Below are 26400 nucleotides of genomic sequence, written 5' to 3' on the forward strand. Positions count from 1 at the left end.
CGGGTTCAGGAGGAGCCGTAGGTCGTCAGGGGCGGGGTGCGCAGGGCGATGACGGCCTTGTCGTCGTGGCCGTTGCCGGGCCGGTGGGTGATCAGGGCACGGCACAGGTCGTCGGGTGCCAGTCCCACCAGCCGGGAGGCGGTCACGGCCAGGGCGTCCAGGCCCCGGTCCAGCGCCTGGCCGGGGACCTCCACCAGACCGTCGGTGAACAGGATGACGGTGCTGTCCACCGGCAGTGTCCGGCAGTGGTCGGGCCGCGGCACTTCGGGCGCCACCCCGAGGGGAAGTCCGGGCTCCACGTCCAGGTACTCCACCCGGCCGTCGGGCAGCAGCACGAGCGGCGGCGGGTGCCCCGCGCTGGACCACCGCAGCTGCCATGCGCCGTCGGCGGGCTCCAGCCGCGCGAGCAGCGCCGTCGCGACGGGGGACTCGTCCAGGGCGGCGCTCATGATCCGGTCGAGCCGGCCGAGGGAGGTGCTGGGCGGGGCGCCCGGGTCGTAGTACAGGGCGCGCAGCATGTTGCGGATCTGGGACATGTCGGCGGCGGCCCGCAGGTCGTGCCCCACGACGTCCCCGATGACCGCCGCGCAGGCCCCGCCGGGCAGCAGCATGGCGTCGTACCAGTCGCCGCCCACGGCGGCGGGCGCGCTCGCCGGGCGGTAGGCCGCGCCCGCGGTGAAGGGCCGCAGGTCGGGCAGGCGGGGCAGCAGCAGCCGCTGGAACTGCTCGCTGCTGTACCGGACCTGCTGGTAGAGGCGGGCGTTCTCGATCGCCACACCCGCCGTGCCGGCCAGCGCGCGGATCACGCCCTCGTCGTGCCGGTCGAAGGGCTGCCCGTCCTTGCGTTCGGAGAGGTAGAGGTTGCCGTAGATCCGGCCGCGCACGCTGATCGCCACCCCGAGCAGGCTGCGCATCGGCGGGTGTCCGGGCGGGAAGCCCGCCGACTCCGGGTGGCGCGAGATGTTCTTGACCCGCAGCGGCTCGGGGTGGTGGATCAGGTGCCCGAGCAGGCCCCGGCCCCGCGGCAGCTCCACCCCTTCCAGGTCGGCCAGCTCCTTCGCGGTGAGCCCCAGCGGGATGAACTCCTCCAGGAACCGGCCCTCCGGGTCGAGGACGCCCATGGCCCCGTAGCGGGCGCCCACCAGGTCCATCGCGGTGCGCACGATGCGGCGCAGTACCGCGGGCAGCTCCAGCTCGCCGGTGATGTTCACCACCGCCTGCAGCAGCTCCTGCAGGGTCCGCTGGGCACGGGCCAGGGCGTGCAGCTGCTCGCCGATCCGGTTGAGGTCGGAGCTGAGCGGCAGGTCGAGGAGCGAGGCGTACGGCTCCGCGGGGCCGCCGTCCGCGGTGTCCTCGCCGTCCGCGGGATCCCCGTCCGCGGGGTTCACGCCGGCCGGGGCCGCCTCGTCCGGTGGGCGCCGCCAGTCCTCCGCCATCGCGCCTGCCTCGTTTCCCGCCGTGCGGATCGTCCTGCGCCCAGCCTGGCCCGGTGTGCGGGGGCGTGCCGCCCGGCCACAGCCGGTCGGAGTACAGCCGGCCCCGTCCGGCCGGGACCGGACTCGTCCCGGCGGATTCGGCCTGACGGGTGGCTCGCGCGAGGATGGGCGGCATGCTGATGAGGACGGGACGGGCGCGACACGCGCAAGACGGCGGCCAGGACGGTGCCCGGGGCGGGTCGACCGGGGCACGCCGCCGCGGTGCGAGAAGGGCGATGGCACGATGAGCACGCCGCTATACCAGTTGAAGGCGGAGTTCTTCAAGACGCTCGGCCATCCGGCGCGCATCCGCGTCCTGGAACTGCTGAGTGAGCGCGAGCACGCGGTGGCGGAGATGCTGCCCGAGGTGGGGATCGAGCCGGCTCATCTGTCCCAGCAGCTCGCGGTGTTGCGCCGGTCGAACCTGGTGGTGTCCCGCAAGGAGGGGTCGACCGTGTACTACTCGCTGACCAGTCCGCAGGTCGCCGAGTTGCTCAGGGTGGCGCGCGGCATCCTCTCCGGCGTGCTCGCCGGGCAGGCCGAACTGCTCGCGGACCTGCGGGCCGGCCAGACCGAGCCGGGAGGTCCGCCCGCGTAGCCGCCGCGGCGCCCGGTCACTTGTGCGCGTGCTCGCCCACGTAGAAGAGCAGCCAGATGAAACCGGCGAGCAGATGCGTGCCGAAGATGTAGAAGCCCGCCCGGAGGGCGACACCGCGCTCGAAACGGCGCTCGGAGTCGTCGCGCCCGCCGCGTCCCGGCCGGCCGGGGGATGCGGCCGTGCCGTCCTGCCGGCTCACCGGCATCCCGATCACCTCTCGTCCGTAGAGGAAGTAAGAATCAAAGCAATTAACGAATTGCACAACTTCGCAAATCTCCTTCAACCGTACCGCCTGCACGCCGCCCCGTGACCGGGCCAGTACCTTGCACCCATGCCTGATCTGAGCCCTTCCTCACCCGCCGAGGCCTACGCGGCCCTGCTCCAGGGCAACGCCCGCTTCGTGAGCGGTGACCGTCTGCACCCCAACCAGGACGCCGACCGCCGGTCGGAACTGGCCCCGCGGCAGCATCCGTTCGCGGTGCTCTTCGGGTGCTCGGACTCGCGGCTGGCGGCCGAGATCATCTTCGACCGGGGGCTGGGCGACCTGTTCGTGGTGCGGACGGCCGGCCACGTGGCGGGCGCGGAGGCGCTGGGCAGCGTCGAGTACGGGGTCAAGGTGCTGGGCGCCCCGCTCGTGGTGGTGCTCGGGCACGACTCCTGCGGCGCGGTCACCGCGGCCGCCGAGGCCGAGCGCGGCGGGACGGCACCGGCCGGCTACATCGGGGACGTGGTGGAACGGGTGATCCCCAGCGTGCTCGCGGCACGCGCCCTCGGCCGTACCGGGATCGACCAGTTCGTGGACGAGCACATCCGCCGGACCGTGGACGGCCTGGTGGGACGTTCGGCGCTGCTGGCGGACGAGGTGGCCGCCGGCCGGTGCGCGGTGGTCGGCCTGTCCTACCGCCTGGCCGGCGGAACGGTGAAGCGCGTGGCGGCCCACGGGCTCCCGGAGCAACCGGCGTGACCGGCCGGCGGCGTCGCCCGGGCGGCGTCGGCCGGAGCGCGGCTGGACACCGACGGGCCGTTACAATCCGGAGCCATGGCCCTGACCGTGAGCGACGTGGAGCGGTTCGAGGCCTCCAGGCCCCGTCTGGAGGCCATCGCCTACCGCCTCCTCGGCTCCGCGAGCGAGGCCGAGGACGCCGTGCAGGAGACCTTCCTGCGCTGGCAGGCGGCCGACGTGGAGCGCGTCGAGGTCCCCGAGGCCTGGCTGACGAAGGTCCTCACCAATCTGTGCCTCAACCAGCTCACCTCGGCCCGCGCCCGCCGTGAGACCTACGTGGGCCAGTGGCTGCCCGAGCCGCTGCTCGACGGCGACCCGATGCTCGGCCCGGCGGAGACGGCCGAACAGCGCGAGTCGGTCTCCCTCGCGGTCCTCGCGCTGCTGGAGCGGCTCTCACCGGGCGAGCGGGCGGTGTACGTCCTGCGCGAGGCCTTCCAGTACACGCACCGGGAGATCGCCGCGATCCTCGACATCACCGAGGACGCCAGCCAGCAGACCCTGCACCGCGCCAGGAAGCACGTCGCGCGGGGCAGGGCGCGTACGGAGATCGACGAGGCCGCGGCCCGGCGGGTCGTCGACGAGTTCCTCGCGGCGGCCACCAGCGGCCGGACCGAACCGCTGGTCCGCCTGCTCACCCAGGACGCCGTGTCGATCGGCGACGGCGGCGGAAAGGTCCCGGCCCGGGCCAAGGCGTTCGAGGGCGCCCGCGCCGTGGCGACGTTCCTGCGGGGCCTGTTCAAGCCCGGCAAGGCCAAGCGCGACCTGGCCGGCGGCACCGCGGAGGTCTACGCCGCCACCGCCAACGGCGACCCCGCCGTGGTGGCCGTGGTGCACGGCCGGGTCGTCGGGATCATGTGCCTGGAGGTGACCCCCGAGGGGATCGCGGGCTTCCGCAACCAGGTCAACCCCGACAAGCTCGAACGCGCGACGCGCCGCTGGGCGGCCACCGACCACGGGGAACCCCTGTTCCACGCCTTCTGACCGGGCTGCCCGGACCGGACGGACCGATTCGACCGGACTGTGGCGCACGTCACTCCCCGCCCCTGTCAGGAATCGGCGGGCTGCCCGGTTCAAGGGGCGAGTCCCGCTGGTGACACCTCAGCGGTCCGAGACAAGGGAGCACGCCATGCAGCACGTCACGCCGCACCGCATCGTCGTCCTGGGCGCCGGATACGCCGGAGCCGTCGCCGCCGGCCGTCTCGCCAGGCGGCTGCGCCCGCAGGACGCCGCGATCACCCTCGTCAACGCCGAGCCCCACTTCGTCGAACGGGTCAGGATGCACCAGCTCGCGACCGGCCAGGAGCTCAGGCCCCGGCCGCTCGACGAGATGTTCGCGAAGACCGGGGTCGAGGTGCGGATCGCGAAGGTCACCGGCGTGGACACCGACCGCGGGACCGTCTCCGTCACGGATCCGGACGGTGCCGGTGAGCTGGCGTACGACACCCTCGTCTACGCCCTCGGCAGTGCCTGGAACCCGCAGGACGTCCCCGGCGCCGTGGAGCACGCCCACGAGATCGCCGGCCGCCCCGGAGCGCTCCGGCTGCGCGAGCGCCTTGCGGGGCTGGCGGCCGGGCGGCCCGTGGTCGTGGTCGGCGGCGGGCTCACCGGCCTGGAGGCCGCGACCGAGATCGCCGAGGCCCGCCCCGACCTGGACGTGACGCTCACGGCCAGTGGCGGACTCGGCGACTGGCTCTCCCCCAGGGGCCGCCGCCACCTGCGGAAGGTTTTCCACAGCCTGGGCATCACCGCGCGCGAGAACGCCGCCGTCACCGCGGTGGCCGCCGACCACGTCGTCACCGCCGACGGCACGAGCGTCCCGGCCGACGTCACCGTGTGGACGACGGGCTTCGCCGTCCACCCGATGGCGAAGGCCACTTCGCTGGACGTCACGGGGAGCGGCCGGATCGTGGTCGACGCGACCATGCGCTCGGTCTCCCACCCGGACGTGTACGCCGTCGGCGACGCGGCCCTGGCGGCGGGCCCCGGCGACAAGCCCCTGCGGATGTCGTGCGCCTCGGGCGTGCCCAGCGCCTGGCAGGCCGCCGACGCCATCGCGGCCCGCCTGACCGGCCGGAAGCTGCCAGAGGTGGCGCCGCGCTACTTCAACCAGTGCATCTCGCTGGGCCGCAGGCAGGGCCTGATCCAGTACGTCACCGCCGACGACCGCGCGGTGCGCGCGGCCCTGACGGGACGGACGGCCGCCCTCTACAAGGAACTGGTCTGCAGGTCGGCGGCCTGGGGCGTCGCCAACCCGACCCTCGGCGTTCCGGCCCGCCGCCGTCCGGTGGCACCCCGGACCCCGGAGCCGGCCCCGGTGCGCTGAGGGACGGCCGCGCTCAGCGCACCGGGAACCCGAAGTCGTACCCCTGCTCCGCCAGCCAGGGCAGGACCTGCCGCAGGGCCTCGACGGTCTGGGTGCGGTCGCCGCCGGCGTCGTGGAAGAGGATCGTCGGCCCGTTGGGCAGCTCCCGCTGGACGGTGGCGACGATGGCGTCCGTGCCCGGCCGCTCGAAGTCCTTGGTGTCCACGTTCCAGCCCAGCGGGCGCATGCCCCGGGAGGCGGCGAGCCCCCGACTGTAGGGGGTGAAGGCCCCGCCGGGCGCCCGGTAGTACATCGGCCGTACGCCCCCGGACGCCTTGGTGATCATGCGCTCGGCGTCGAGGATCTCCTTGGACTGGTAGGCCTCGGACTTCTTGTCCATGGCGGTGTCGTGCGACACCGAGTGGTCGCACAGCCGGTGCCCGGCCGCGACGACGTCCTTCACGAGGTCCGGGTGGGCCTGGGCCTGAAGGCCCGTCATGCAGAAGGTCGCCTTCACCCCGTACTCGTCGAGCAGGTCGAGCACCTGGGGCGTCCACGCGGGGTCGGGGCCGTCGTCGATGGTGATGTTCACGCCGCGCGGCCCCGCGTCCGAGGCGTGCGCGATGCCGATGTCGACCGGCTTCGGGTCGTCGCCCGGCGTGGCCGGCGCGGACGCCTGCGGCGCCGGACCGCCGCCGACGGACTCGGCCTGCGCGGTCCACACCGAGGCGCCGACGGCGAGCACCGTCACACCGAGCGCGGCCCCGACCACCTTGCCGTACCAGCCCCGTCCACCACCGTGCCGCGCCATGTCCGCCGCCCCGCCTTCGCGTAGTCCCTCGCCGCCGGTCCTCGACGACGTCGGGGACCACATGGCAGGACGACGGACGCAGGCCGCGGGATCCGTCCGTTACCGATCACGGACAATCCGAGAGGAATTCGCGGACAACTCGACCGACGACGGCTCACGCGAGGGCGAGGTAGTGCCAGAGACAGGCCCCGGCCCCGTGCGGGCCGTGCCCGAACCGGCAATCCAGTACGCCGGTACGAGGGAGAAGGTGTTGAGGGGGACCTTGTCCCAAGGCTTCTCCTCCTGCTCCCGGATGTCGGCCGCGACCTTCTCGGCGATCGGCGCCGGCATGACGACATCCTCCACCGTGGCGTTGGGCAGCAGGAACAGCCAACCGGCCGGCGGGGCGGCGAACATGCGCAGCCGGGCCGTGCGCGTCGGCATGCACCAGTACATCGGCCGGGCAGACGACGGTGGCGCCGAAGGCGATGAGCCACCACTCGTCGGTGCTCGGCCGAACGGAACCGACATGATCGCGGCCCCCTGCCGGGCGGAAGCCCAGACACCCCGGCCGCCTCGGCGTGAGCGTGCCTTCCGGCATCGGGGGCCGGTCGACGCCCGCCGTGTGCCGGCAACGTCACGCGTCGTCCGTGCCGGTGCGGGGCCGGGAGCGGAAGGTGCGGCGGCAGGTGTCGGGCGGCACGCCGAACGTGCGGTTGAAGTGCCGGGGGAGGTGGCGGGGGCTCATCGGCGCCCCGCGGGCCAGGTCCGGTACGCCGACCGGTCGGTCCAGGCGCGCGATCGCCCAGGGAAGCAGCGCGGCGAGCGAGTGCTCGTCCCGCGTGGGCCCCGGCGCGGCGACGAACCGGGCCTGGCCGCCCGCCCGGGGGCGGCCAGGGAGCTAGCTGCCCCGGACACACCGCACCGGCCGCGACCGACGAGGACGGCCGGTCCGACCAGACCTCCTCGTCGACGCCGTCGCACGCCGCGGCGGCACCGAGCGGCGCGCGGTGGCCCCGGGCCGGGACATCCACGCCGTCGGCGCACCGCTCGCGGTGGAGGCCGTGCACCGCGTGCTCACCGGCCGCACCCGCACCACCGGTGTCGCCTCGTCCGGCGCCCTCCTCGACGCGCCGGACTTCCCGAACGCCCTGGCTCCGCACCCGACCTGGGCACTGGGCACTGGGCACTGGGCACTGCTCGAGCTACGGACGGTGTCCTGACCCCCGTCCGGTCACCGCCGGGGACGGGCGGGCCGGTCCTCACGCCCCGGAGGGCTTGGCCTCTCCGGACGCCTCCGCTGACGCCTCCGCTGACGCCCTCGCGGCGTCCAGCGCGTGGACGATGCGGGTCAGGTCGGCCGGAGCGGCCGCGAGGCGGACCCGCTCGCCCGCGTCGTCGATCTCGGCGACGTGCCAGCTCCGGGGAACGGACTCGCCGTCGCCGCCACGCAGGCGCCGTACGCCCCCGACGGAGAGCCGCCGCACCGGGATCGGCCGTGCCGCGAACCGTCCCGGACCGGGGTGGGGAACGACCGCGGGCGGGCCGTCGCCGAACACGATGTGGGTGCCGAAGTGGTTCGGGTTGTAGTCGGTGCTCTCCAGGAAACGGGCGGCGAGGAACACGTCACGGCCGTCGTGGCCGCCCCCGCCGCCCTCGGCGGCGGACTCGCGGAGTGCCGCCCCGGCCGTCGCGGCCCGCCCGGGGGCGCGCACGCGGGTCGCGCGCCAGGCGAGGGCGAGGAGGCCCGACGTGGCGAGCGTTCCGGCGACTGCCCAGGTGAGGGGCACGGGAGAGGCCGGCAGTCCGAGGGGGTGGAGGTAGCACAGCGGCAGCAGCCACAGGGCCGTGGCGACCAGCACGCCCAGGAACGGCAGTACCGACGGTAGTACCTCGTCGTCGGGAAGCCGGCGCCCGCGCAGGTGCACCAGCAGCCGGGCGGCCGGCCAGCCGGCGGCGAGGGCGAGCGCGGCCGCGAGGACGGCCACCGAACCGGCGCTGGCGAACTGCTCCCGCCAGACGTGGTGTTCCCCGGTCACGACCCTCACCCGACCGCGCCACAGGGTGAGTTCGACACGGTCACCGGCCCGGAACTCCCGGGCCGCGTCCCGCGAGACCATGACCCGCTCCAGGGGCCGGGCGTCGCCGAAGTACAGCCGGCTGGGCTGCTTCGCCTCGCCCACCTCGGTCCGCGCGATCACGGCGTCCAGGCCGGTCAGACACTCGTCGCGCTCGGCGGACGGCGTCCCGGCGGCACACGGGACGGCCGAGGACCACGCCTCCTTCGTCGCCCCGGTGACCGGCACGAACCATGCGGCCGCCCCCGCGCCCGCGAGCAGCAGCACGCACAGGACCGCGGGCACGGCGACGCCGCGCCCGGCCGTGCGCCTGGAGATGACGGCGAGATGGTCCGACTCGGGTTCCCCGTGACGGCGGTGCAGCGCCCGCAGCGCGTCGAGCGTCGCGTCGAAGTCCGCCCGGTCCTTCCCGGACACGGACAGCGGAAGGGGCAGCCGCCGCGTCCGGCCGTCGCGGGACAGCACGCCGACGCGGAAGTACTCCTCCCCGTGCCGCCCGTACTGGATGTGGACGCGCAGGTCGGCGATGTCCCGCCAAGGAACGCTCCGGCGACGGCGCAACAGCGAGCCGGTGTGCACGCCGTACGCGTCCGCGCTCACCTCCAGGGTGATCCCGTGGAGGAACGCGACGCCCACCAGGGCGGCCAGCAGCCCGCCGCCCACCCACCCGTCCACGAACTCGCCCGTGTACACCAGGCGCCCCGCGGCCAGGACGGCCCCGGCCGCGCCCAGCCCGACGAGGACCCACAGGGGCCGGGTGCGCGGGGAGCGGCAGTTCACTTCCTCACCGACGGTCATGACCGCAGGGTCCCACCGGGCGTGCCGCTCCCGCCTGTACGGCACCCGGCAGTCTTGTGGCCCGCGGAACTGCCGGGTGCCGGTGGGCGGCGGAGCACCCGGAGGGCGCCGGGCCGGACCTCGGTTGGTGACATGGGTCACACAAAAAGTGCGGTGTACGCGGGCAACTGTGCCCTTGTGTGCGACTTGTCCGTCCGTCACCGGACCGTTTCCGGTGGGGGCGGGAAAAGTCACCTGTGGCGGTGATCAGTCAGGTCATACGATCGCCGGGGTGTCGTCCCGCGTGAGCACCCCGCGAGCACGATGCCCATCACACCTTTTCGCCACCCGATCAGGGGCCCATGTGAAGATTCGCCGTGTTCTCGCAACCGCCGTCGCCGCCGCCGTGATCTCACCGGTCGGCCTCCTGTCTGCCGCGCCCGCCTTCGCCGACGAGAAGCCCGCCACGCAGCAGACGCAGAAGGCGAAGCCGACGACCGAAGAGCTCGAACAGGCCGTCGAACGCGCGCAGAAGGAGTACGACGCCGCCGTCGCCGCGGTGAACGACGCCGTCAGGTTCCTCAAGGAGGACATGGAGGCGGAGACCTACCCGACCAAGGCCGCGGTCGTCGAGACCGAGCAGGCCGCGGCGGCGGCCGCCAAGGCCAAGACCGAGGCCGACCAGGCCGTCGTGGACGCCCGGGCGAAGCTGGACGCCGCCACCACCGACGAGGACAAGGCCACCGCGCAGACGGCGCTGGACGAGGCCGAACAGGCCGCCGAGGAGGCCGCCGACGCCAAGACGGCCGCCGACACCAAGGCCACCGAGGCCAGGACCGCCCACGACGACGCCCGCGTGGCCCAGGCTCGGAAGATCGGCCTGCTCCAGAAGGCGAGGGACGAGGCCAAGGAGAAGCTGGCCGACGCCGAGAAGGCGCTCGCGGACGCCGAGGCCGACGACGAGGGAGACGACGAGGGCGAGGAGCCGGGGGAGGAGCCGACGGGCGACTGCGTCCCCGAGCCCGGGCTCACCGCCGTCGTCACCGGCCTGCCGGACAAGGTCGTCGGCGGCACCACGGAGACCTTCACCCTCCGCGTCACCAACGGCACCGGCGGCACGATGGACGCGGTGTACCCGTACGTCGGTGTCCACGGCTTCGACACCAAGGGCTTCAAGGAGCTCGACTCCTACCTGGACCTGGAGTGGTCCACCGCCGCGAACCCGGCCTGGCGCGACGCCGACCTGATGGACGCGTCCTCCCTCGGCTCCCTCAAGGCGAAGGCCTCCGTCGACGTCAGGCTGCGGCTCAAGGTCGACCCGGACGTCCCGGCCGGCCAGGGCGCCGCGTTCGTCACTGCCGACTACGTCAACGAGGACGGCTCCTGCGGCGGTTACCCGGACCTCGACGCACACGAGTTCCAGATCCTGGCCAAGGCCGACGGCGGGGGCACTCCGGCCAAGGACGAGGACACCGAGGCCAAGCCCGGCAACACCACCGAGCAGGGCGGCGCGTCCACCACTGCGGTGAACACGTCCGGAGGCGGTGGCGGCGGCTCGCTCGCCCGGACGGGTTCGAGCGACGCCCTGCCGAAGGTCGGCCTGGCGGGCGGCGCGGCGCTCGTCCTCGGCGCCGGCGCGGTACTCGCCGCCCGCCACCGCAGGACGTCCACGGCGGCCTGACCTCTCGGACGAGACCGACCGGCGCCCCTTCCCGCGAGGGCGCCGGTCGACGGCCACTCAGGTCACTCGCCCCGCCCCCCGCGCGCTCCCCCTGGTCGGACGAAGTCCAGGGCAGCAGTCCAGCCGAGCCGGACAGGCGTGCAACGGCACGGTCAGGCCGGCCTCCTCGCACCAGCCCGATCAGTGCGAACTCCGCTCGACGACGCCGTCCGGGACGCGCGGCACGCTGTCAGGTGAGCGTGCCCGCGGCCACGCCCAGCAACGTCAGACCCAGGAAGGCCGAACCCCAGACCAGTGCATGGCGTATGCAGCGGTACTTGGCCCAGACGATCTGTGACAGCGCCGCCAGTTGGCTCAGGTCCCGGGCCATGAGGTCGGTGTGCCGCACCATCTCCTCCAGGTGCCCGGCCGACAGCGCCAGCCTGGCGTCGCCGAAGTAGTGGGTACGGGCACGGCGGGGGTCTCCGAGCCGTGGAGTCACGGCCAGACCCAGCAGGGCGAGTGCCGGAACGCAGGCGCCGCATCCCACCCAGAGAAGAAGCTGCGGGACAACGGCGTACTGCCGAGGAACGATGACGCCGCTGCCGATCGCACCGAGCAGGGCGGTCAGGGCCGCGCCCAGTGACGCCAGCATGAGGCCGGCCTTGCCGTCGGCCTTCAGCAACTCCTCGCGGACCTCGGACAGCAGGACCCTGGCCAGTTGCGTCTCCCGTTCGGAGCGGGGCTCGGCGGGCGGGTCGGCGTCGCCGTTCTCCCCTGGTTCGGTCATGCTGGCGTCCTCCCTCGGAGTCGGACGGCCGCCCCGCTGGGTGCGGGACGGCCGTGTTGCTGCGCGTCCGTGGCCGGCGGTCCGCCTCAGACCGCCGACGAGCGGCGGATCTCGTCCTCCAGCGCGTTCACCGCTTGGCGGACCCGTATGTTCATTGCCGCCGTGTGCTCGCGGAACGCGGCCTCGGATTCCGCACGGTGCCGCCTGACCTCCTGTTCCACGGCGTCCTGGGCGATCTCGAAATCGGCCAGGGCACGGCGTTCGGCCAGCCGGACCTCTTCCTCATGGATCTTCACCGCGCTGTTGCTCGCGCTGGTCAGCATGCGGTCGTACGCGGACTCGCCGCTCAGGTACTTCACCAGGACGGGGAGCACGTCGAGGAAGACGAACAGCAGCCGGACCAGCCAGATGCCCACGAACAGCACCGGATTGCCGGTCGCCAGCTCTTCGAGTGCCCGCATCCTCTCCAGGACACCTATCTCCTTCTGCTTGGCGCGCTCCTCGTCAAGCCGTTGCTCGACTCCTTCGGCCCGGGCCTTGAGAAAGGCGCCACGCGACACCGACTGCTCGGCTTCGATCTTCGATACACGGCTGTTCAGGGTGGCAAGTCGCCTCTCGTTCTCCTCGGTGCGGTGGGTCGTCCGGTAGTCCTTTGCCTTGTCGCGCAGGCGCAGGCATTCCGATGTCCGCTGGTACAGGCCGGTCGCCGCCATGCGGACCAGTCGGCGGCACTCGTCACGCACCTCGGAGTCGAGGGCCTCCAGCCTGCCGGTGTCCTCGTCCACCCGCTTTTGCAGGGCAGCGGTGTCCGTGCGCAAGGCGGCCAGCTCCGCGGCCTTCTCGTCCGGGGACTTCCCGAAGGAGAGGATGTACGACCCGTCGCAGCCCTTCGGGACCGTGGCCCGAGCCGTGGACGGTACGGGGTTGCAGCGGATCAGGTTCGTGCGCAGCGCGTCGATCGCGTCGGTGCGCTCGTCGGCGACGTGCTCTTCGATGGCCGTCTGGAAGATGCGCAGCACCAGTGGTTCGGCGATCACCGCGCCGAGCAGCACGGCGATCAGCATCCGCAGCAGGAGCGGCCCGGCCCGGCGCCGCGCGTTGGGCTGGGGGGTGACCAGCCAGCGGTCGAGGTTGAGCACGAACAGCATCCAGATGACCGTCGGTACGGCGGCCACGAGCGAGACCCCGCCGAGTGCCTCGGTGGCGAAGTTCCACATGGAGAACGCCGCGATCACCGAGGTGCCGAGCACCACCCCGCCGAGCGCCGTGTACTTGCTCCGCTCGTATCTGACCCTGCCGAGCAGTTCCTCGTCGACACCGGTCAACGTGCGCAGCCGCCGGCCGGCGTCCAGGCCCGGGGGCCGGGGGGCGGAGCGGGCACCGGCACGGCCACCTGCCCCGCGGGGGACCGGCCGACCGCCCCCGTCCCTGTCACGGGCAGAGTCCGGGGCGGGACCGTCGGACGTACCGGAAGCCGAATCCGGCGCACGGTTCGTCAGCATGTCACTCAACGACATCGTCCTCGTCCTTGACGAAACCACCCTGCGGACGGGGTGAGCTCTCGCGCGCCGGGTTCGGGCCACCGCGGTGTGCCGGCCCCGACTCGACCATCCGGACGTCGGCGGCGGCGCCGACGCCGGATGCCTTCTGGCTCTTCGTCTCCCGCAGGACCTGTTCCAGGACCTGCTGGTAGTCGACGTACTCGTTGCCGCCCATCTGCCGCAGCAGTGTCAGCAGCATGTCGCGCCGGATCTGAGTCTCCGCCGTCTCCCGGTTCCGTGCGTGGGCCCGGTCCGCGGCCTCCGCCTCGTGACGGCGGGCCGCTTCCTCTCCGGTGGACCGGTGGATGCGGGCCGCGGCCTCGGTGACGTCGATCTCCTTGCGGGCGATGCCGAAGGCGTCCACGTGATCGGAGCCCTGGGCCAGCAACTCCGCGATCCGAAGGGCGTCCTGCGTTTCGAAGTCCCGCTGCCCGCGCTGGAGTTCCCACGAGCGTCGTTCGTCCCGCAGCTTCTGCTCCCAGTCGCGCAGATCGTCCGACGCGTGCACCTCCGCGCTGACGAACTCGACGCTCATGCCGGCCACCCGTGGCGGCACGATGGCGCTGTAGGCCGTCATGCGGTGGCCCACTTCGGTACGGACCGCGTTGACCTCCTCCACCCGGTGTCCGGCGCTCACCCTGGGCAGGTCACCGTCGCCCATCAGGTAGGCACGCAACGGGACGGTGACGTCGATGACGCCCTGGCGGGCGATGACGGCCGGATCAGTCACCTGGCAGGTGAAGGACGCCCGGACCGTGAAGTTGTCGGCCTCGCTCACCGACGGGAGCGTGCGCTCCACCTCGACGAGACGGGCCCGGGTGTCGACGAGACTGACCGAGGAGGCGTCGAGCACATCGGGGTGGGCCGGGTCGAACACCATGCCTTCGGGGAAGGGGCGGTAGTTGCCGCCGACCCGCAGAACGTAGACCGCGCCGGGCGGCAGCTGAGGCATGTCGTCGCGGCGTCGGCGACGAGACCACCAGGCACCCTGGACGGTGGCCAGGACTTGCTCGGCGATGACCGGGTAGTTCACTTGCTTCTGCCTCCTTGAGCTGTTGTGGGAGAGAGGGAGGGCCACGGGGAGTGCGTCCGGCCGCCGGGAGTCCGCCGGCGCTCAGGCACGCAGCGACCCGAGGAGCACCTGCGCCAGGTGGTGGGCGCCTGGAATCGAGTGATCGGGATGTTTCATGGCAATGGACAGGTGGTGGCGCAGTGCGGCCCACTGGCGCCCGTCCATGGCGCCGCGCATGGCGGCGCCGAGATCGCCGACCGCTTCGGTGACGTGCGGGTCGTCCCGCAGGTGCACCAGCGTGCGGCACAGCGCTCCGACGGCCGGTTGGCGGTTGCCGCTGTTCAGGACGTCCGCCCACAGGGCCCCGAGGTGACGGGCGCTGTCCGGCACCGTGCGCAGCAGTGCCGCGGCGACGGGCTCGGGCGTGGCGAGCCTGGTGGAGCCGAGGAGCTGTACCGCGGTGCGCAGTGCGACCGACCGTTCCCGTGAGCCCGGCGGCGCGCCGATGACGACGGTCCGTACGAACCGGAGGATGAAGCGCGAACGCTCCGCATCCCGTTCCGCGGTCTGCAGCAGCAGAACCAGGGATCGGCGGGCCGCGAAGGCCACGCGTTCCCCGCGCTGCGTCAGGAACCAGAGCCAGTTCAGCGCCTCCAACCGGTAGAGCGACCCCAGGGGTCCCGTCAGTGCCATGGCCGCCGTCACGGCCCGGCCGGCTCCGCTGTTGTCGGTCCAGCTCAGCGTGATGTTCAAGGCCTGCGGGGCGAGGTGCTCGACGTCGCACATGAAGCCCAGCGTCAGCGCGGCGGTCACCCGCTGGCCGAGGCCTCCCTCGGACCACGTCTTCAGCATGTTCTCGTCGACTTCGACCAACGCGTACCGGGCCAGGAGTGCGGTTGCGCGGGCCACCTCCGTCCGGGTGCTCAGGTCGCCCAGCAGAGCCAGCTCTCCCAGCCACTGGCGCAGCGGGTACCACAGCTCGTAGCCGTACAGGTCGTACAGCTCTGCGATGACGAATTCGCGTACCCGGGGCTCGGTGAAGACCAGCCGCCGTTCACTGCGTCCGGCGTCCCTGCCCGGCTCGGGCCGGTGCTCGACCTTCACGAGTCCCGCTGCCCGCTCCTTCCACCGGGCCCGGGACTGGCGGACCACCGCACCGTTGGACGCCGCACCGTTCGGCGCCGCACCGTTCGGCGCCGCACCGTGGTCGGCCGACTCCGTCGCCGGTGCCTCGCCACTCTGCTCCCAGTTGCGCACATGGGTGGCGAGGGCGGCACACTCCTTCTCGAACGTCCTCTCCGGAATGCCCTCCAGGAAGGCCAGGGCCGCGAGCGGGATCAGATCGTCGGCGGACGGCTGCTTGCGGAACACCTCGCGAACCAGCTCACGGCACCGGTCCTGCAGGGTGTCCAGCGCCTTGTCCGCGCCCTCCCTCGAGAGAGTCACGGCCGCGGCGACGACGTCCGCGGGCCTGCCCAGTTCACCGACCCGCTGCCGCAACTCCTGCTCGACGTGCGGGGCGAGCGGAGCCTGCGACAGCCGCGTCCTGCAGTGTTCGAACAGCTCCCCGGGATTGGGAGACCGCCAAGCCACACAGTGGTCCTGCAGGGCCAGCCTCCGACGGGTCGAGTCGTCCGCGGTGATCACGAGGAACGACTTCTTGCGCCGCAGTTCCTCGATCAGGCGCCCGATCGCGTACTCCTGGACGGCATCGACGTGCAGTTCGCCGACGTAGTCGAAGATCAGGTAGCCCTGACCTGCCTTGAGGTCGCGCGATCCGGCCAGGTCGGCGAGGGAGTTGGCGGGGGACAGGCTGCGCAGCGTGGCCCGGTCGCCCATCTTCTTCCTGAGCAGTGCGAGGGAGCCCGCCCGCCGACCGCAGTTGCCCGGCCCGGTCAGCACCACGAAAGGGTTTGCGCCCAGCTTCCCGAACGCATCGTCGAAGCAAGGCCGCGGCGGGACGTAGAAGCGCAATGCGCGGTCGGCCTCCTCGGGGGCGATGATGCCGGGGGCGAGTCCGGGCGACGAGACGGAGCCGAAACCGAAGGCCGCTCGGGAGGCGTCGACGACGCCGTAGAAGTTGTTGTTGACCAGCTGGTGGACCCGGCCGAGATCGTCGTAGCCCCGGCTGTCCTCCTCGCGCTCCTCCGTTGCCCGGCTCCGCTCGGGATCGGCCTCCGGTCCGGGGCCCGGCTCGACCCCCGCCTCACCGGTCTTCGCCGGGCCGTCGGCGTCGTCCGGTACGGGGGAGACGATGTCGTCTTCGGGACCGGGCACTGGGGGTATGGCCGATCCGTCGTCCTGAACCGGTCCCTCAGTCACCCGAGCCCCCGAAGCCGAATACGGCCCCCCGGGCGTCGACGGAGCCGGTGACATGGGTGACGTTGATCTTTTCTGCCCGGTACTCGTGGCCGGTCGCCGTTCCGCCGGCACCTGTCCCGGCCGTTGCACCGGAGGGAGCGTCAGCGGAGCTCCCCGGAGCCGTCGGTTCCGTCGTCGTCTCCGGCGCCGCAGCCCGGACGTCCCGTGGCGCGGCAGCGTGGGCACCGAGCACGGGTACGCGGATCCAGGCGGTGTCCTCGTAATCCTTCACCCGGACGCCGACCGGGGTGAAGTCCTCTGAGGTGAGAGTGGTGTGGCCGCCCTGCACGACGGACCGGTAGACCCCGTCGGACAGCAGGAGGACCAGATCGGCCTCGGTGCGCGCGTCCAGGGACGCGTAGAGCGCGGGCGCGTTCAGCAGACGCGCCGTGGCCACCACGGCTGCCCCGGCGAAGCCGTTGTCGGCCAGTTCCACCAGACCGTGGTGGATGGCGGCGCGGAGCCGCATCCGAGCCTCCGGGACGCGCTGGAGGTTGTACTCGCGCAACTCGGCGACGAGGTGGCGGACGTAGTCGTCCACAATGCGAGGTTCCTGGCCGTCGACGGGACGGACCGCCAGCTGCTCGTCTCCCTTTCGCTGGATGTGCCACTGGGCCCGGTCCAGGCCCGAGGCCCTGGCGGCGCGGTCGAGAAGTCGCGGCAGGTCGTGCTGGATTTCGGACTGCCTACGGTCGTTCCTGCTTCCGTAGGCCTGTGCGTCCACGGCGATGCAGGTACATGGATAGAAGTCAGGCCACGAAGCCACCTGATCATTTCCTCTCTGGGCAAGCGGTGGGCAATGAGCGCCCACGAGTGCTGCACGAGAGGCTAGGAGGGTTGGCGGGAAAGAATTCCGTATCAGTACGGGTTGTCAGCACCGATTTTGGCGAAATCAAGCAGCTTCGGAACGTCACATATGGTTATGGCTCGGTAACTGCGTTCCACCAGTCCCAGTGCTGTCAGCGCGGCAAGGTTCTTTTCGGCCGTGTTGAGTTTCAGTCCGGCGAGGGACGCGACTTCCTTCTGCGTCAGCGTGACACCGAGATCGCACCGCTTGCCGTCGCTGTCCGGTGTGGGCTGGGCGTACGCCTGGCACAGTTCGGCCAGGACTCGGGCCAGCCGGGTCAGGGAGTCGTAAGCCTGGAAATCGATCCGCCGCCTGTTGGCCCAGCGCAGTCGAGCACACAGCATGTGGATGACGGCTCGCATGGCGTCCGGGTGGCCGGAGAGGAAGGACTCCAGCGCCCGCACCTGGAGAACCCGGGCGCTCACATCACTGCATGCGATCACTGTGCCGGACCGGGGGCGCTCTTCGAAGGCCGCCATCTCACCGACCAGATCACCGGCTATGCGGACGGCGAGCAGCATGTCGTAGCCGCTCTCCGCGCTGCCGACCACCTTCACGACGCCATCCATGATCAACAGAACGTGCCGGCTGTCGTCGCCCTGCTGAAGCAGGGCGCGATGAGCCGGGTAGATCATCGGTGTTCCCTGGCCCAGGAGCTCTTCTCGTGTCGTTCGCCGCAGGCGACCGAGGAAGGTGGACGGCGGCCACGTCTGATTCACCAGCACTCCCGTTGTTCCGCTCTATGACGCAGCGTGCCGTTAAGTCCGGTCCATGGTCCCGTCGGGCGAGTTCCTGCACACGGGTATGACGGGATGTGGCCTGATCCCTTCCTTCTCGGCGAAATCTGGCTGAACACGCCTTTCAGGCAGCCTCGGTGCCTGGGGCTCTTTCCCGGGGTGCTTCGTGGCCGTGGCGCTGGGTGTCGCGGTGGTGGCGATGAGCGCGCCCGAGGACCGTGCCGGAGGCCGGCCGAGCTGGATCACGTAGCAACGCGTGAGCTCGGCAGGGAGGCCGCTACCAGTGCGGTCGACGATCTGCGGCGCTGGACGAGCCGGGGCCGTGTCGTCATGCCGGAGATCATGGAGGGCCACCTGGGCGCCGCCGGTCCGTCCGTGCCCGCTACCGCGCGCTGTACCTCGATCTCGCCGACGCGGTGAACGTGGCGCTTGCCGCCGATTACCACACGGGCTCGATGCTCACCCTCGACCGACGTGACTTCGGAGCACTGCGCCCGCTGAGCCGTCACAAGGTATTCCGGGCATTCCCCGACGACCTGCCGCTCTGACACAGAGACCTCATCGATCAAGTGCCCACTCCCACGACGAGCTTGTGCTACGACCATTGACGACGCCTGCGAAGACGGCCAGCCGCGATGACAGGTGCGTCGAGGCGTCGCGGTTTCAGCGACTCCGAGTCGAGGCGTGCCGCCGATCCCAATTGACCCAACCCCTTGCGTCGGGCCTCGGCTCACGACCCCGCCGGCCGGTTCCCCCTGCCTCGGTGGGGGTTCCTCTGGCGCGGGTCGTGGGATGGGAACGGCTGGCCGATCCACATGTCCCGATGGCGGCTCTCTGGGCCGAGCTCCTGCGAGCGTTGTGATGCCAATCTTGCTGGAGGGGCCCTGCTCTAGACCGCAAAGAACCCCCTGGTCAATGACCTGGGGGTTCATTTTGGAGCGGGTGACGAGAATCGAACTCGCGCTCTCAGCTTGGGAAGCGACGGCGCTTGGACGGGTTCTATGGCTCTGACCTACGCAGACATCGTCTACTTGAGTGGCCGTGAGGGTCGGCTCGCACCGCTGTTGACCGTAGTTTCCCGCTCTTACGGGCACGCTATGGGCACGGCGTCGTGTATCTGCGGGATATTGCGTGAGTGCGATGGCTGAAGCGCCGGGCTCGGCTCGTTCTCTTGCCTGGACCAGAGATCGCGTCGCGAGTGCACACCGGTTCGTCAGGGGGCCACGCTACGACAGGCATGCCGGGCCAGTGTCATTTCCGCGGACCAGTGTTGAAGTCCGTGATCGACAGGGCAGATCAACTCCCGATGATGGGAGGAGATCGTGCAGGCACACCAGGGACAGGGGCGCGGAGTTGCGCTGCGCACCGTCTGGGTGGAGGCGGCTCTCACGGGGCCGGTCGAGCACCGGAGAAAGACCCGCGCCTTGTTCGAGGAGAGGGGCTGGGAGCTACTGGACGCTCACGAGGAGGTGTACCCGGGGCCTCGCACCCCGGGCGGAATCCTTACGGATGAGGCGGTCCGGAATTCGGTCTACGCGCTTGGTGTCCCCGTCGGGCGTGATTCCGGTCGTCGACCGGAACGGTGGGCGGTCCAGGAGGTCAAAGACCTGGCGGACGATGCCCAGCTTGATCTGCGGCCCGTGAGTGCGCGGATGCGGCGGAGGCAGCGCCGCCAGGAACCGCACTGGTTCGTCTGTGCCCCGCCAAGCACGCACGCCAATTGGTGGCTGCGGTGGCTGTTCAATCTGGAGCGGCGCACGGGGGTTGCACGACACAGGGACGGTGCTGTTCGGCTCGTTGGAGGCGGTCGAGCGGCACGCTGGTGAGGATCGGGTGCGTCCCCCGTTTCCGCGTCGGGTGGGAGCACACGACGGAATGCACCGGACCAGGGTGAGGGAAGGCCACCGGTGGGTGGTGAGAGCGACGGCGCTGAGTTGGGCTGCGGGTGTGCTCGGCATCCCGGCTGCTTCTGGGCCTTGGCGGCTGGCTCTGCCTGCGCTGGTGGCGTGGGCGCTCCTGAGTTGGTGGTGCGCGACCATCATGCTTCCCTTCGTCCGTCGACGTCGTGTCGTCCGCCGGCGCCGCACCAGCCCGCTCACGTCGGATGGCCGTCGCACGGCAGCCGGGGACGGGCGCGATGCCTCGCTGGACGAGGACGCGGTGGTGGTCCACCGGCGTCGGCGCAGTCACGCATGGCTTGCGGCGCTGGCGACCAGCGGAGCGCTCTTCGCAGTCACGGCATGGGTGACCTGGACCGCTGATCCCACCGCCGCTCTACACCTGCACCTCCTCCTGGCAGGCGCGGTATTCGTCACGGGCGGCATCCGGCGCCTGGCCCGCGAGGGGAGCCGGAGACCGTTTCTGATGGCGGTGCTCGTCGCTCTGCTACCGGTGGTCGCTCCGGCACTTGGCGGGCTCAGCCCTGTGCTCTTCACCTTCTACGGGGCCGCGTTCCACGTCCGCGCGGAGGAGATGGACGTTGCGCAGGTGTGGCAGTTCCTCGCCTCGGTATACGTGTTGGGGGTCTCGATAGCGCTGACGCTCTTCTTCCTGGCCTGCTGGGGCTATTTGCGGCTGCCCCTGTTCCGCCACCGTACGCTGCGCCTGTGCCTCCCGATCGTCGCCCTGACCGGGGCCATGGCAATCACGTTGGCATGGGCGGTGATCGTATTGGACGGCGCCGGCGCGGCCGGTGAGGATGCGGTATGGCAGTGGCGATCGGGCCGAGTACCGGATTACTACTACGGTGCCAATCCCCGACCCCTCTGCGTCACTCCGATCGGCTCTCTGGATGAACTTCCCTTGTACGGGCACCGATTGGACCCCAGGCAGGTATACGGCACGTTCGGCGTGGTCGGTGGTGAGGTGACCTTGTGGGACCCCGAATCGGGCGACGCCTTTCCCCTACCCTCCGATGCCGTACAGGTGCTCTCTGCAGGGGAGGGCGAACCCCGCGCCGCGATTCCCCCTAGTTGTCGTTCCTGAGTGGATGACGATCTCGGTGAACCCGGACTCCCTGTCCAAGGGCTTCGTGTGTTCGACGTGCCCGTCGCGCTCACTTGCCGACTTCGGGGCCGTACCACTGGAGCGCCTGACCGGTGACAGCTGCCACGCATTCGAAATCCCGGTCGCGGTGCAGAAGGGTGAGTCCTTGCAATTCGGCTGTGGCGGCCACGACGAGGTCAACAGGCCCGGCGCTGCGGTGCTGCCCGCGTTGGGTGAGGATCTCCTGGACCTGCCAGGCGCGGTCGTAGGCCCGGTCATCGACCGGAACCCAGCCGAAGAGCAGACGCATGTTCTCGATGCCGTGGGCTCTGTCGGCGGCGGAGCGTGCGCTGTAAAAGAACTCCAGCTCGGTGATGGAGCAGGTGGCGATGAGTCCGGCCGCCGCCGCCCGGTCCCATCCGTACTGCTCGGCGTCGCCCCGCAGCAAGCGGACGAGCGCGCTGGTGTCGATGAGGAATTGCGCGGCGTTCACCGGCGGTGGTTCCCCTTGTCCTCAAGAAGATCCAGATCAAAAGCGCCGTCCTCCGCTGCCGCCCGCAGACGAGTGAGCGCAAGAGCGCGCCGTCGGTTCTGGAGCACCTCACGCAGGGCGGTGTTGACCGTCTCCTTCTTGGTGCTGGTCCCGAGCGCCTTGGCTACATCCGCGACCAGCTGATCGTCGAGGTCGATCACGGTTCGACTCATGAGTACCTCCAAGGATATCTACGATGCTATCGAGTATATCCACCGTGGTGCGCCGTGGGGCTGGGCTGATGTGCCTCGGGGCCCCATGGCGGCCACGGATTGCAGCTTGAGCTGCCCTGGGCCGGTCGGGCGGTCGATGCACTGCCCCGTGGAAGACCGGTGACGGGCTGGCATGCATCCCTGGAACTTGCTGCACGCCCGTGATGGTCTTCCGCTGTTCATCATCCAGGGCCCGGGCCACCCGCAAGGCAGGAGCCCGCCATTCCGCTCCCTCGGGAGCACATGACCTTCGGCGAATGGCTGTGTGCGCCTCTATCGCGCCTGTGCGCCCTGTTATCGGGGTGTGGAAACATTCACTATTCCCCGGGGTCGTGAGGAAAAGGCGTCACCCTCGGCGGAGTCGCTAATGCGGGAGGGATGCTTTGGATATTGATCGCTGGAGCAGCGTATTCGATCGAGGAAAGATCATTTCCTACCGGCGGGATCAGACCATGCTCCTGAAGGGCAGCCTGAAGGGGAACGTCCTGCGGGTCGTCGAGGGATGGGCTCTGGTCACCGATCCGCACCCGGACGGTGAGCCCACTTTCCTAGAAATCCGTGGTCGGGGGCAGCTCCTGGGGGAGACCTCGGCCTTGTCGGGACAGCCGCGAAACGCGGAAGTGACAGCGGTCTGTCGCACTGTCGTCCAGGCCATCGGCTACGAACGGTTCCTTACGGAACTGGGGCGCAGTGACGCGCTGGTCGGGATGCTGCTGCACGCGCAGCAACTGCACATGAGGGCCAATGTTCGGGCCGGGTTGCGGCGTTTCGGCGTGGCGAGCGGGCTCAGCCGACTCCTGCTCGATCTGGCCCACACCGCCGGCACGTCCCACGTGGCCGGGATTCCCCAGAAGGTGTTGGCCCACGTCCTCGGTGTCACGCCCCGGACGCTGTAGGACCGTCGGTTGCCCGGGCGTCATTGCAGAAGTGCATGACTCAGACTCCGACAGCAGTCGCACACTCCGGACGCGGTGACGCCGAGGTGCTCCAGGGCGAGGTGGGTGTGTGCTCGCGCACCTTGCTCGCGCACCTCGCTTTGCCTGGCCTGATCGCGCCCTCGGCTCACTGTGCCACGCGGAGCCCTGGCTGCGGTTGCCGGTGCTGGGCTTCACGAGGCGGTGGGTGGGATGACTGTGAGCGGCTGGGACGCCGAGGTGGCGGTGATCGGCCTTGGGGCCTGGGGCTCCGCGGCACTGTGGCAGTTGGCGATGCGGGGCGTGGACGTGATCGGGGTCGACCACGGTGTTCATGGACTTCTGCCGGCCGGCCACCGCGGGTACCGACTTCACTTCGCTGTCGGCCTGGGGCTTCGCCGTCGCCGTGGCGGCGCAGTCCGCGGGGCCACCGCTCGCCGGCGCCGTCGGCTACGGGACGGCCGTCGTGGTCGCGGGGGTGGTGACCGCTGCCGCCCTGGTATGGGTGCGGGCGCTGCACGGCCGTGAGGCGTCGGTCTCGCCGTCAGGGAGTGCCGAGCATGCCGTCCAGGACGCGGGGTAGGGCCCAGGCCAAGTCGTCGCGGGGCGTGCTCGCTCCGTCGAGGTGGGGGGCCGGGGCGGTGTCCGTGTCCTCGCTCCCGTCGGCACTCCTGGGGGCGGCGTCCTCGGAGTGGGCGTGGCCCACCGGGTGGACGTTGAGCACATGGCCGAGCAGCAGATGCCACAACACCCGGTACACGCGAGCGAGATCGGCCCGTGAATCCTTCGCGCCCTCCGCCAGCGCCCTCAGTGCGTCGAGCGCGCTCTCGGCGAACGTCGAGGCGCTGTCCGCCACATGCTCGCCCTCGGCGATGATCCGGGCGGCCCAGCGATGGTGTGACAGGTAGTCGTACGCGTCGAGCCACTGTTCGACGACCCGTTCATGGACATCCAGATGCTCTTTCGGCGCCGGGAGGTGGACCGCGACGTCCTCTGCGAGGAGGCGGAGCAGCTCGTCGCGGTCCTCGATGTGGCGGTAGAGGGACGCTTGCCCGGTACCGAGGCGCTGTGCGACCCGTCGCACGGTCAGTGCGTCCAGCCCCTCGTCGTCCGCGATGCGCCGCGCGATGGTGACGATGCGTTCACGGGAAAGGATGCGCGGTCGGCCGGGAGCACGTGCGTTCACCCGAGCACCCTACCCGTCGCCCTTACTGGCGGGGCTTGTGGTCCGGGGCGGGGGATGCCTATGCTCGAATTAGCGAACAGCGGTCGCAAATTACGAACGCCGAGGTGAACCTTGACAGCCCCTGCCGCCGCAGGCTCCGCAGCCACAGCTCCCGCCAGGTCGGGGACGAAGGCCCTGCTGGCCCTCATCCTGGCTGTCCTGTCCTACTCGCTCGTGCAGACGATGCTGGTGCCCACACTGGGGATCCTGCAGACCGAGCTCGACACGAGCGCCGCGGGTGCCTCCTGGGCGGTGCTCAGTTCCACGCTGCTGGCGAGCGCGGTCCTCACCCCGCTCATCAGCCGGCTCGGCGACAGCTACGGCAAGCGGCGTGTGCTGCTGGTCACGCTGGTGCTGCATCTGCTGGGCAACATCGGGGCGGCGGCCGCCTGGAACGTGGGCTCGCTGATCGTCTTCCGTGGCGTCCAGGGCGTCAGCCTCGCGCTGCTGCCGCTGTCTCTGGGGCTGATCCGCGAGGTGCTGCCCCCGCACCGGGTGGCGTTCGGGCTGGGCCTCACCTCGGGTCTGGTGGGCGGCGCGGCCGGCCTCGGCCTGCTGGTCGGCGGCCTGATCGTCGACCACGCCTCATGGCGGTGGCTGTTCGTCGCGGGCGGGGCACTGGTCCTGCTGGCCCTGGTCGCCGTGGTGCGGTACGTGCCCGAGATCCGTCCGAGCGCACCGGCGGCGCGGCTGGACCTGGCCGGTGTCGTGCTGCTGGGCCTGGCCCTCGTCTGTGTGCTTCTGGGGCTGACCGAGGGGCCGTCCTGGGGCTGGGCGTCCGCTCGGGTGCTCGGGCTCTTCGCCGGCGGCGTGCTGTTCTGCGCGGTGTTCCTGCGGTGGGAGCGCCGGGTGCCGCACCCGCTGATCGACCCGGCCCTGCTGCTCGGCCGCCCGATCGTGGGTGCCCACGTCGGGGCCTTCCTGCTGGGCGCCACCCAGTTCGTCTTCTACGTCCTGGTGCCCAAGCTCGCCGAACTGCCGGCGGGGCTGCCGCCGGAGGCGGCACGTCTGGTCGACTACGGCTTCGGTGCGTCGGTCACGGTTGCGGGCCTGATCCTCATTCCCGGCACGCTGCTCGGCCTGCCGGCCAGCTCGGCCGTGGGGCGGGTCGAGGTCCGGCTGGGCCCGCGCGCCCCGCTGGTGCTCGGGCTCGCGCTGAGCGCGGTGGGCGGGGCGGCCATGGCGCTGTTCCATGCGCGGGAGTGGACGACCGTGGTGGCGTACTGCGTGATCGGCACCGGATGCGGTTTTGCGATGGCGGCGCTGCCCAAACTGATCCACGACGTCAGCCCGCCGCACACCATCGCGACGGCCAACGGCATCAACACGGTGGCCCGGACCATGGGCGGAGCCGTCGGCAGCCAGCTCGCCGCCGCGGTTCTGGCTTCCCGTGTGATCTCCGGGACATCGCTCCCCGACGATTCGGGCTTCACCCTCGCGTTCTGGATTGCCACGGCCGTAGCCGCGTCGGGGGCGCTCTATGCGTTGCTGTCCGGAAATCGATCGACCACTGGAAAAGAAATCAGCCAGGAATTCATTAGGGTCGGAGATGGAGGCGATGGAAAAGTAATGGGTGAGCGAGAGCAAAAGAATGGGTCGACGGCGGGTTCCGTCGACACTGCCGAGTCCACCGGGTGACCGCAACTGGCTAGAAACCCCAGGTAGATGGACTCTCTATGGTTAAGTAAGGGTGCCGACCGCGCTTCCGGCGCCGCTCCCATGTGCTGGAACAGGCCCGCTTCGACCAGCTCAAGGAGTGGGCCCGCGCCCACCGTGTAACCCCCTCGATGGTGCTGGCGACGGCGTTCGCGGAGAGCCTCGGCCAGCGAGCGAGAATCGGCGATTCCTGCTCAATGTCCCGCTGTTCGACCGGCAGGCCGGCCATCCGGACACCGAACGGATGATCGCCGACTTCACCAACCTGATCCTGCTGGAGGTGGAGACCGGCGGTACCGCGCCCTTCGCGGAGCTGCTTCTCCGCCGTACAGTGAACGCCCTCGCCCCGAGGGCCTGGCGTACGTCATCTACACCTCCGGTTACACCGGCACGCCCAAGGGCGTGATGATCAGCCACCGCAGCGCGCTCAACGCGGTCGTCGACATCAACACCCGTCACGGCGTGCACGAGGACGACCGGGTCCTGGCCCCGGCCGGCCTGGGCTTCGACCTCTCCGTCTACGACGTCTTCGGCCCCCTGGCCCGGGGCGGCGCCCTGGTGTTGCCCGACCCCGACCGGCGCGGCGACCCCTCCCACTGGGCGGCGCTGATCCACGAGCACCGCGTCACGCTGTGGAACTCCGTGCCCGCTCAGCTCCAGATGCTCGACGACTGTCTGGGCCCCACCGCCGAGTGGGACCTGTCCCGGCTGCGGCTGGCCCTGCTCAGCGGCGGCTGGAGCCGTCGGCGGGCTAATGGTGCGGCAGTCGCCCGCCGGTCTGGGCAACAATAAGACCGTGTCCTACGTGGAGAGGCGTCGTTGGACTCGGCATGGGGCGGGGTACGTGGAGTTGGATTGTTCCGGACGGGCTGTGGGAGATCGCGAAGCCGCTGATCCCGCCGTCG

Annotated in this window: 23 protein-coding genes and 4 pseudogenes; 12 read left to right on the forward strand and 15 right to left on the reverse strand. The window is 71.0% G+C overall.

What is annotated here, in order from left to right; translation table 11 throughout:
* Window positions 1-5: 5 nt before the first annotated feature.
* Window positions 6-1436 (reverse strand): SpoIIE family protein phosphatase, encoded by a 1431-nt coding sequence (locus tag ACIQFU_RS33165; protein WP_402556569.1) that lies wholly within the window; start codon window positions 1434-1436, stop codon window positions 6-8.
* Between the two features lie 283 nt (window positions 1437-1719).
* Here ACIQFU_RS33165 and ACIQFU_RS33170 point away from each other — a divergent pair, with 283 nt between their 5' ends.
* Complete coding sequence (locus ACIQFU_RS33170) at window positions 1720-2073, forward strand: ArsR/SmtB family transcription factor (protein WP_402556570.1); 354 nt, start codon at window positions 1720-1722, stop codon at window positions 2071-2073.
* 16 nt (window positions 2074-2089) lie between these two features.
* Here ACIQFU_RS33170 and ACIQFU_RS33175 read toward each other — a convergent pair whose 3' ends face one another.
* A complete protein-coding gene (locus ACIQFU_RS33175; RefSeq protein WP_402556571.1) occupies window positions 2090-2278 on the reverse strand; it encodes a DUF6126 family protein in 189 nt (62 codons plus the stop codon).
* 126 nt (window positions 2279-2404) lie between these two features.
* Between ACIQFU_RS33175 and ACIQFU_RS33180 the strand changes: the two genes are divergently transcribed.
* The 3 genes from ACIQFU_RS33180 (at window position 2405) to ACIQFU_RS33190 (ending at window position 5399) form a co-directional block, all read left to right on the forward strand.
* Complete coding sequence (locus ACIQFU_RS33180) at window positions 2405-3037, forward strand: carbonic anhydrase (protein ID WP_402556572.1); 633 nt, start codon at window positions 2405-2407, stop codon at window positions 3035-3037.
* Window positions 3038-3112: 75 nt separating this feature from the next.
* Window positions 3113-4057 (forward strand): RNA polymerase sigma factor SigJ, encoded by a 945-nt coding sequence (sigJ, locus tag ACIQFU_RS33185; protein ID WP_402556573.1) that lies wholly within the window; start codon window positions 3113-3115, stop codon window positions 4055-4057.
* A 145-nt stretch (window positions 4058-4202) separates the two neighbouring features.
* Complete coding sequence (locus tag ACIQFU_RS33190; protein ID WP_402556575.1) at window positions 4203-5399, forward strand: NAD(P)/FAD-dependent oxidoreductase; 1197 nt, start codon at window positions 4203-4205, stop codon at window positions 5397-5399.
* A 13-nt stretch (window positions 5400-5412) separates the two neighbouring features.
* Here the strand turns inward: ACIQFU_RS33190 and ACIQFU_RS33195 are convergent, their stop codons facing one another.
* The 3 genes and pseudogenes from ACIQFU_RS33195 to ACIQFU_RS33205 form a co-directional block, all read right to left on the reverse strand.
* The gene (locus ACIQFU_RS33195; RefSeq protein ID WP_402556576.1) at window positions 5413-6189 is read right to left on the reverse strand and encodes a polysaccharide deacetylase family protein; all 777 of its coding nucleotides are present in this window, start codon (window positions 6187-6189) and stop codon (window positions 5413-5415) included.
* A gap of 99 nt (window positions 6190-6288) precedes the next feature.
* The gene (locus ACIQFU_RS33200; RefSeq protein ID WP_402556577.1) at window positions 6289-6612 is read right to left on the reverse strand and encodes a hypothetical protein; all 324 of its coding nucleotides are present in this window, start codon (window positions 6610-6612) and stop codon (window positions 6289-6291) included.
* A gap of 193 nt (window positions 6613-6805) precedes the next feature.
* Window positions 6806-7054, reverse strand: a pseudogene (locus ACIQFU_RS33205) (AraC family transcriptional regulator); the annotation flags it as partial.
* Window positions 7055-7057: 3 nt separating this feature from the next.
* On the opposite strand from ACIQFU_RS33205, the pseudogene ACIQFU_RS33210 reads away from it, so the two are divergent.
* Window positions 7058-7391: pseudogene (locus ACIQFU_RS33210) on the forward strand (hypothetical protein); the annotation flags it as partial.
* A 39-nt stretch (window positions 7392-7430) separates the two neighbouring features.
* Here the strand turns inward: ACIQFU_RS33210 and ACIQFU_RS33215 are convergent.
* Complete coding sequence (locus ACIQFU_RS33215) at window positions 7431-9044, reverse strand: PH domain-containing protein (protein ID WP_402556578.1); 1614 nt, start codon at window positions 9042-9044, stop codon at window positions 7431-7433.
* 343 nt (window positions 9045-9387) lie between these two features.
* On the opposite strand from ACIQFU_RS33215, the gene ACIQFU_RS33220 reads away from it, so the two are divergent.
* The gene (locus ACIQFU_RS33220; protein ID WP_402556580.1) at window positions 9388-10704 is read left to right on the forward strand and encodes a peptidase; all 1317 of its coding nucleotides are present in this window, start codon (window positions 9388-9390) and stop codon (window positions 10702-10704) included.
* Window positions 10705-10933: 229 nt separating this feature from the next.
* Here ACIQFU_RS33220 and ACIQFU_RS33225 read toward each other — a convergent pair whose 3' ends face one another.
* The 6 genes from ACIQFU_RS33225 to ACIQFU_RS33250 all read right to left on the reverse strand — a co-directional run bounded on the left by ACIQFU_RS33225 (window position 10934) and on the right by ACIQFU_RS33250 (window position 17953).
* A complete protein-coding gene (locus ACIQFU_RS33225; protein WP_402556582.1) occupies window positions 10934-11473 on the reverse strand; it encodes a Pycsar system effector family protein in 540 nt (179 codons plus the stop codon).
* An 86-nt stretch (window positions 11474-11559) separates the two neighbouring features.
* The gene (locus tag ACIQFU_RS33230) at window positions 11560-12798 is read right to left on the reverse strand and encodes a DUF4407 domain-containing protein (protein WP_402556583.1); all 1239 of its coding nucleotides are present in this window, start codon (window positions 12796-12798) and stop codon (window positions 11560-11562) included.
* A 178-nt stretch (window positions 12799-12976) separates the two neighbouring features.
* Window positions 12977-14047, reverse strand: a complete 1071-nt coding sequence (locus tag ACIQFU_RS33235) for a hypothetical protein (RefSeq protein ID WP_402556585.1) — start codon at window positions 14045-14047, stop codon at window positions 12977-12979.
* An 81-nt stretch (window positions 14048-14128) separates the two neighbouring features.
* A complete protein-coding gene (locus ACIQFU_RS33240; protein ID WP_402556587.1) occupies window positions 14129-16303 on the reverse strand; it encodes a hypothetical protein in 2175 nt (724 codons plus the stop codon).
* A gap of 37 nt (window positions 16304-16340) precedes the next feature.
* On the reverse strand, window positions 16341-17111 hold the full coding sequence (locus ACIQFU_RS33245; protein WP_402556588.1) for a hypothetical protein: 771 nt from the start codon (window positions 17109-17111) through the stop codon (window positions 16341-16343).
* A 134-nt stretch (window positions 17112-17245) separates the two neighbouring features.
* A complete protein-coding gene (locus ACIQFU_RS33250; protein WP_402556590.1) occupies window positions 17246-17953 on the reverse strand; it encodes a Crp/Fnr family transcriptional regulator in 708 nt (235 codons plus the stop codon).
* A gap of 255 nt (window positions 17954-18208) precedes the next feature.
* Between ACIQFU_RS33250 and ACIQFU_RS33255 the strand changes: the two are divergent.
* Together ACIQFU_RS33255 and ACIQFU_RS33260 are read left to right on the forward strand one after the other, a co-directional pair.
* Window positions 18209-18519 (forward strand): annotated as a pseudogene (locus tag ACIQFU_RS33255) (VapC toxin family PIN domain ribonuclease).
* Between the two features lie 1492 nt (window positions 18520-20011).
* Window positions 20012-20956, forward strand: coding sequence for a hypothetical protein (locus tag ACIQFU_RS33260; RefSeq protein WP_402556591.1), 945 nt, complete (start codon window positions 20012-20014; stop codon window positions 20954-20956).
* A 70-nt stretch (window positions 20957-21026) separates the two neighbouring features.
* Here ACIQFU_RS33260 and ACIQFU_RS33265 read toward each other — a convergent pair whose 3' ends face one another.
* Both ACIQFU_RS33265 and ACIQFU_RS33270 read right to left on the reverse strand, forming a co-directional pair.
* The gene (locus ACIQFU_RS33265) at window positions 21027-21449 is read right to left on the reverse strand and encodes a PIN domain nuclease (protein ID WP_402556592.1); all 423 of its coding nucleotides are present in this window, start codon (window positions 21447-21449) and stop codon (window positions 21027-21029) included.
* Window positions 21446-21661 (reverse strand): type II toxin-antitoxin system VapB family antitoxin, encoded by a 216-nt coding sequence (locus ACIQFU_RS33270; protein WP_159325084.1) that lies wholly within the window; start codon window positions 21659-21661, stop codon window positions 21446-21448. The genes ACIQFU_RS33265 and ACIQFU_RS33270 overlap by 4 nt, the downstream gene beginning before the upstream one ends.
* Window positions 21662-22083: 422 nt before the next feature.
* On the opposite strand from ACIQFU_RS33270, the gene ACIQFU_RS33275 reads away from it, so the two are divergent.
* Window positions 22084-22596: a Crp/Fnr family transcriptional regulator gene (locus tag ACIQFU_RS33275; RefSeq protein ID WP_402556594.1), complete on the forward strand. Its 513-nt coding sequence runs from the start codon at window positions 22084-22086 to the stop codon at window positions 22594-22596.
* Window positions 22597-22948: 352 nt separating this feature from the next.
* The gene (locus ACIQFU_RS33280; RefSeq protein ID WP_402556595.1) at window positions 22949-23197 is read left to right on the forward strand and encodes a hypothetical protein; all 249 of its coding nucleotides are present in this window, start codon (window positions 22949-22951) and stop codon (window positions 23195-23197) included.
* On the opposite strand, the gene ACIQFU_RS33285 is transcribed toward ACIQFU_RS33280, so the two are convergent.
* Window positions 23159-23800 carry a TetR/AcrR family transcriptional regulator gene (locus tag ACIQFU_RS33285; RefSeq protein ID WP_402556597.1) on the reverse strand — a complete coding sequence of 214 codons (642 nt, stop codon included), beginning with the start codon at window positions 23798-23800 and terminating at the stop codon, window positions 23159-23161. The genes ACIQFU_RS33280 and ACIQFU_RS33285 overlap by 39 nt on opposite strands.
* Before the next feature lie 111 nt (window positions 23801-23911).
* On the opposite strand from ACIQFU_RS33285, the gene ACIQFU_RS33290 reads away from it, so the two are divergent.
* Both ACIQFU_RS33290 and ACIQFU_RS33295 read left to right on the forward strand, forming a co-directional pair.
* Complete coding sequence (locus ACIQFU_RS33290) at window positions 23912-25477, forward strand: MFS transporter (RefSeq protein ID WP_402556599.1); 1566 nt, start codon at window positions 23912-23914, stop codon at window positions 25475-25477.
* A gap of 330 nt (window positions 25478-25807) precedes the next feature.
* Window positions 25808-26233 (forward strand): annotated as a pseudogene (locus tag ACIQFU_RS33295) (AMP-binding protein); the annotation flags it as partial.
* Window positions 26234-26400 lie beyond the last annotated feature (167 nt).

The organism is Streptomyces sp. NPDC093065 (genome assembly GCF_044754585.1).
Taxonomy (GTDB): Bacteria; Actinomycetota; Actinomycetes; order Streptomycetales; family Streptomycetaceae; genus Streptomyces.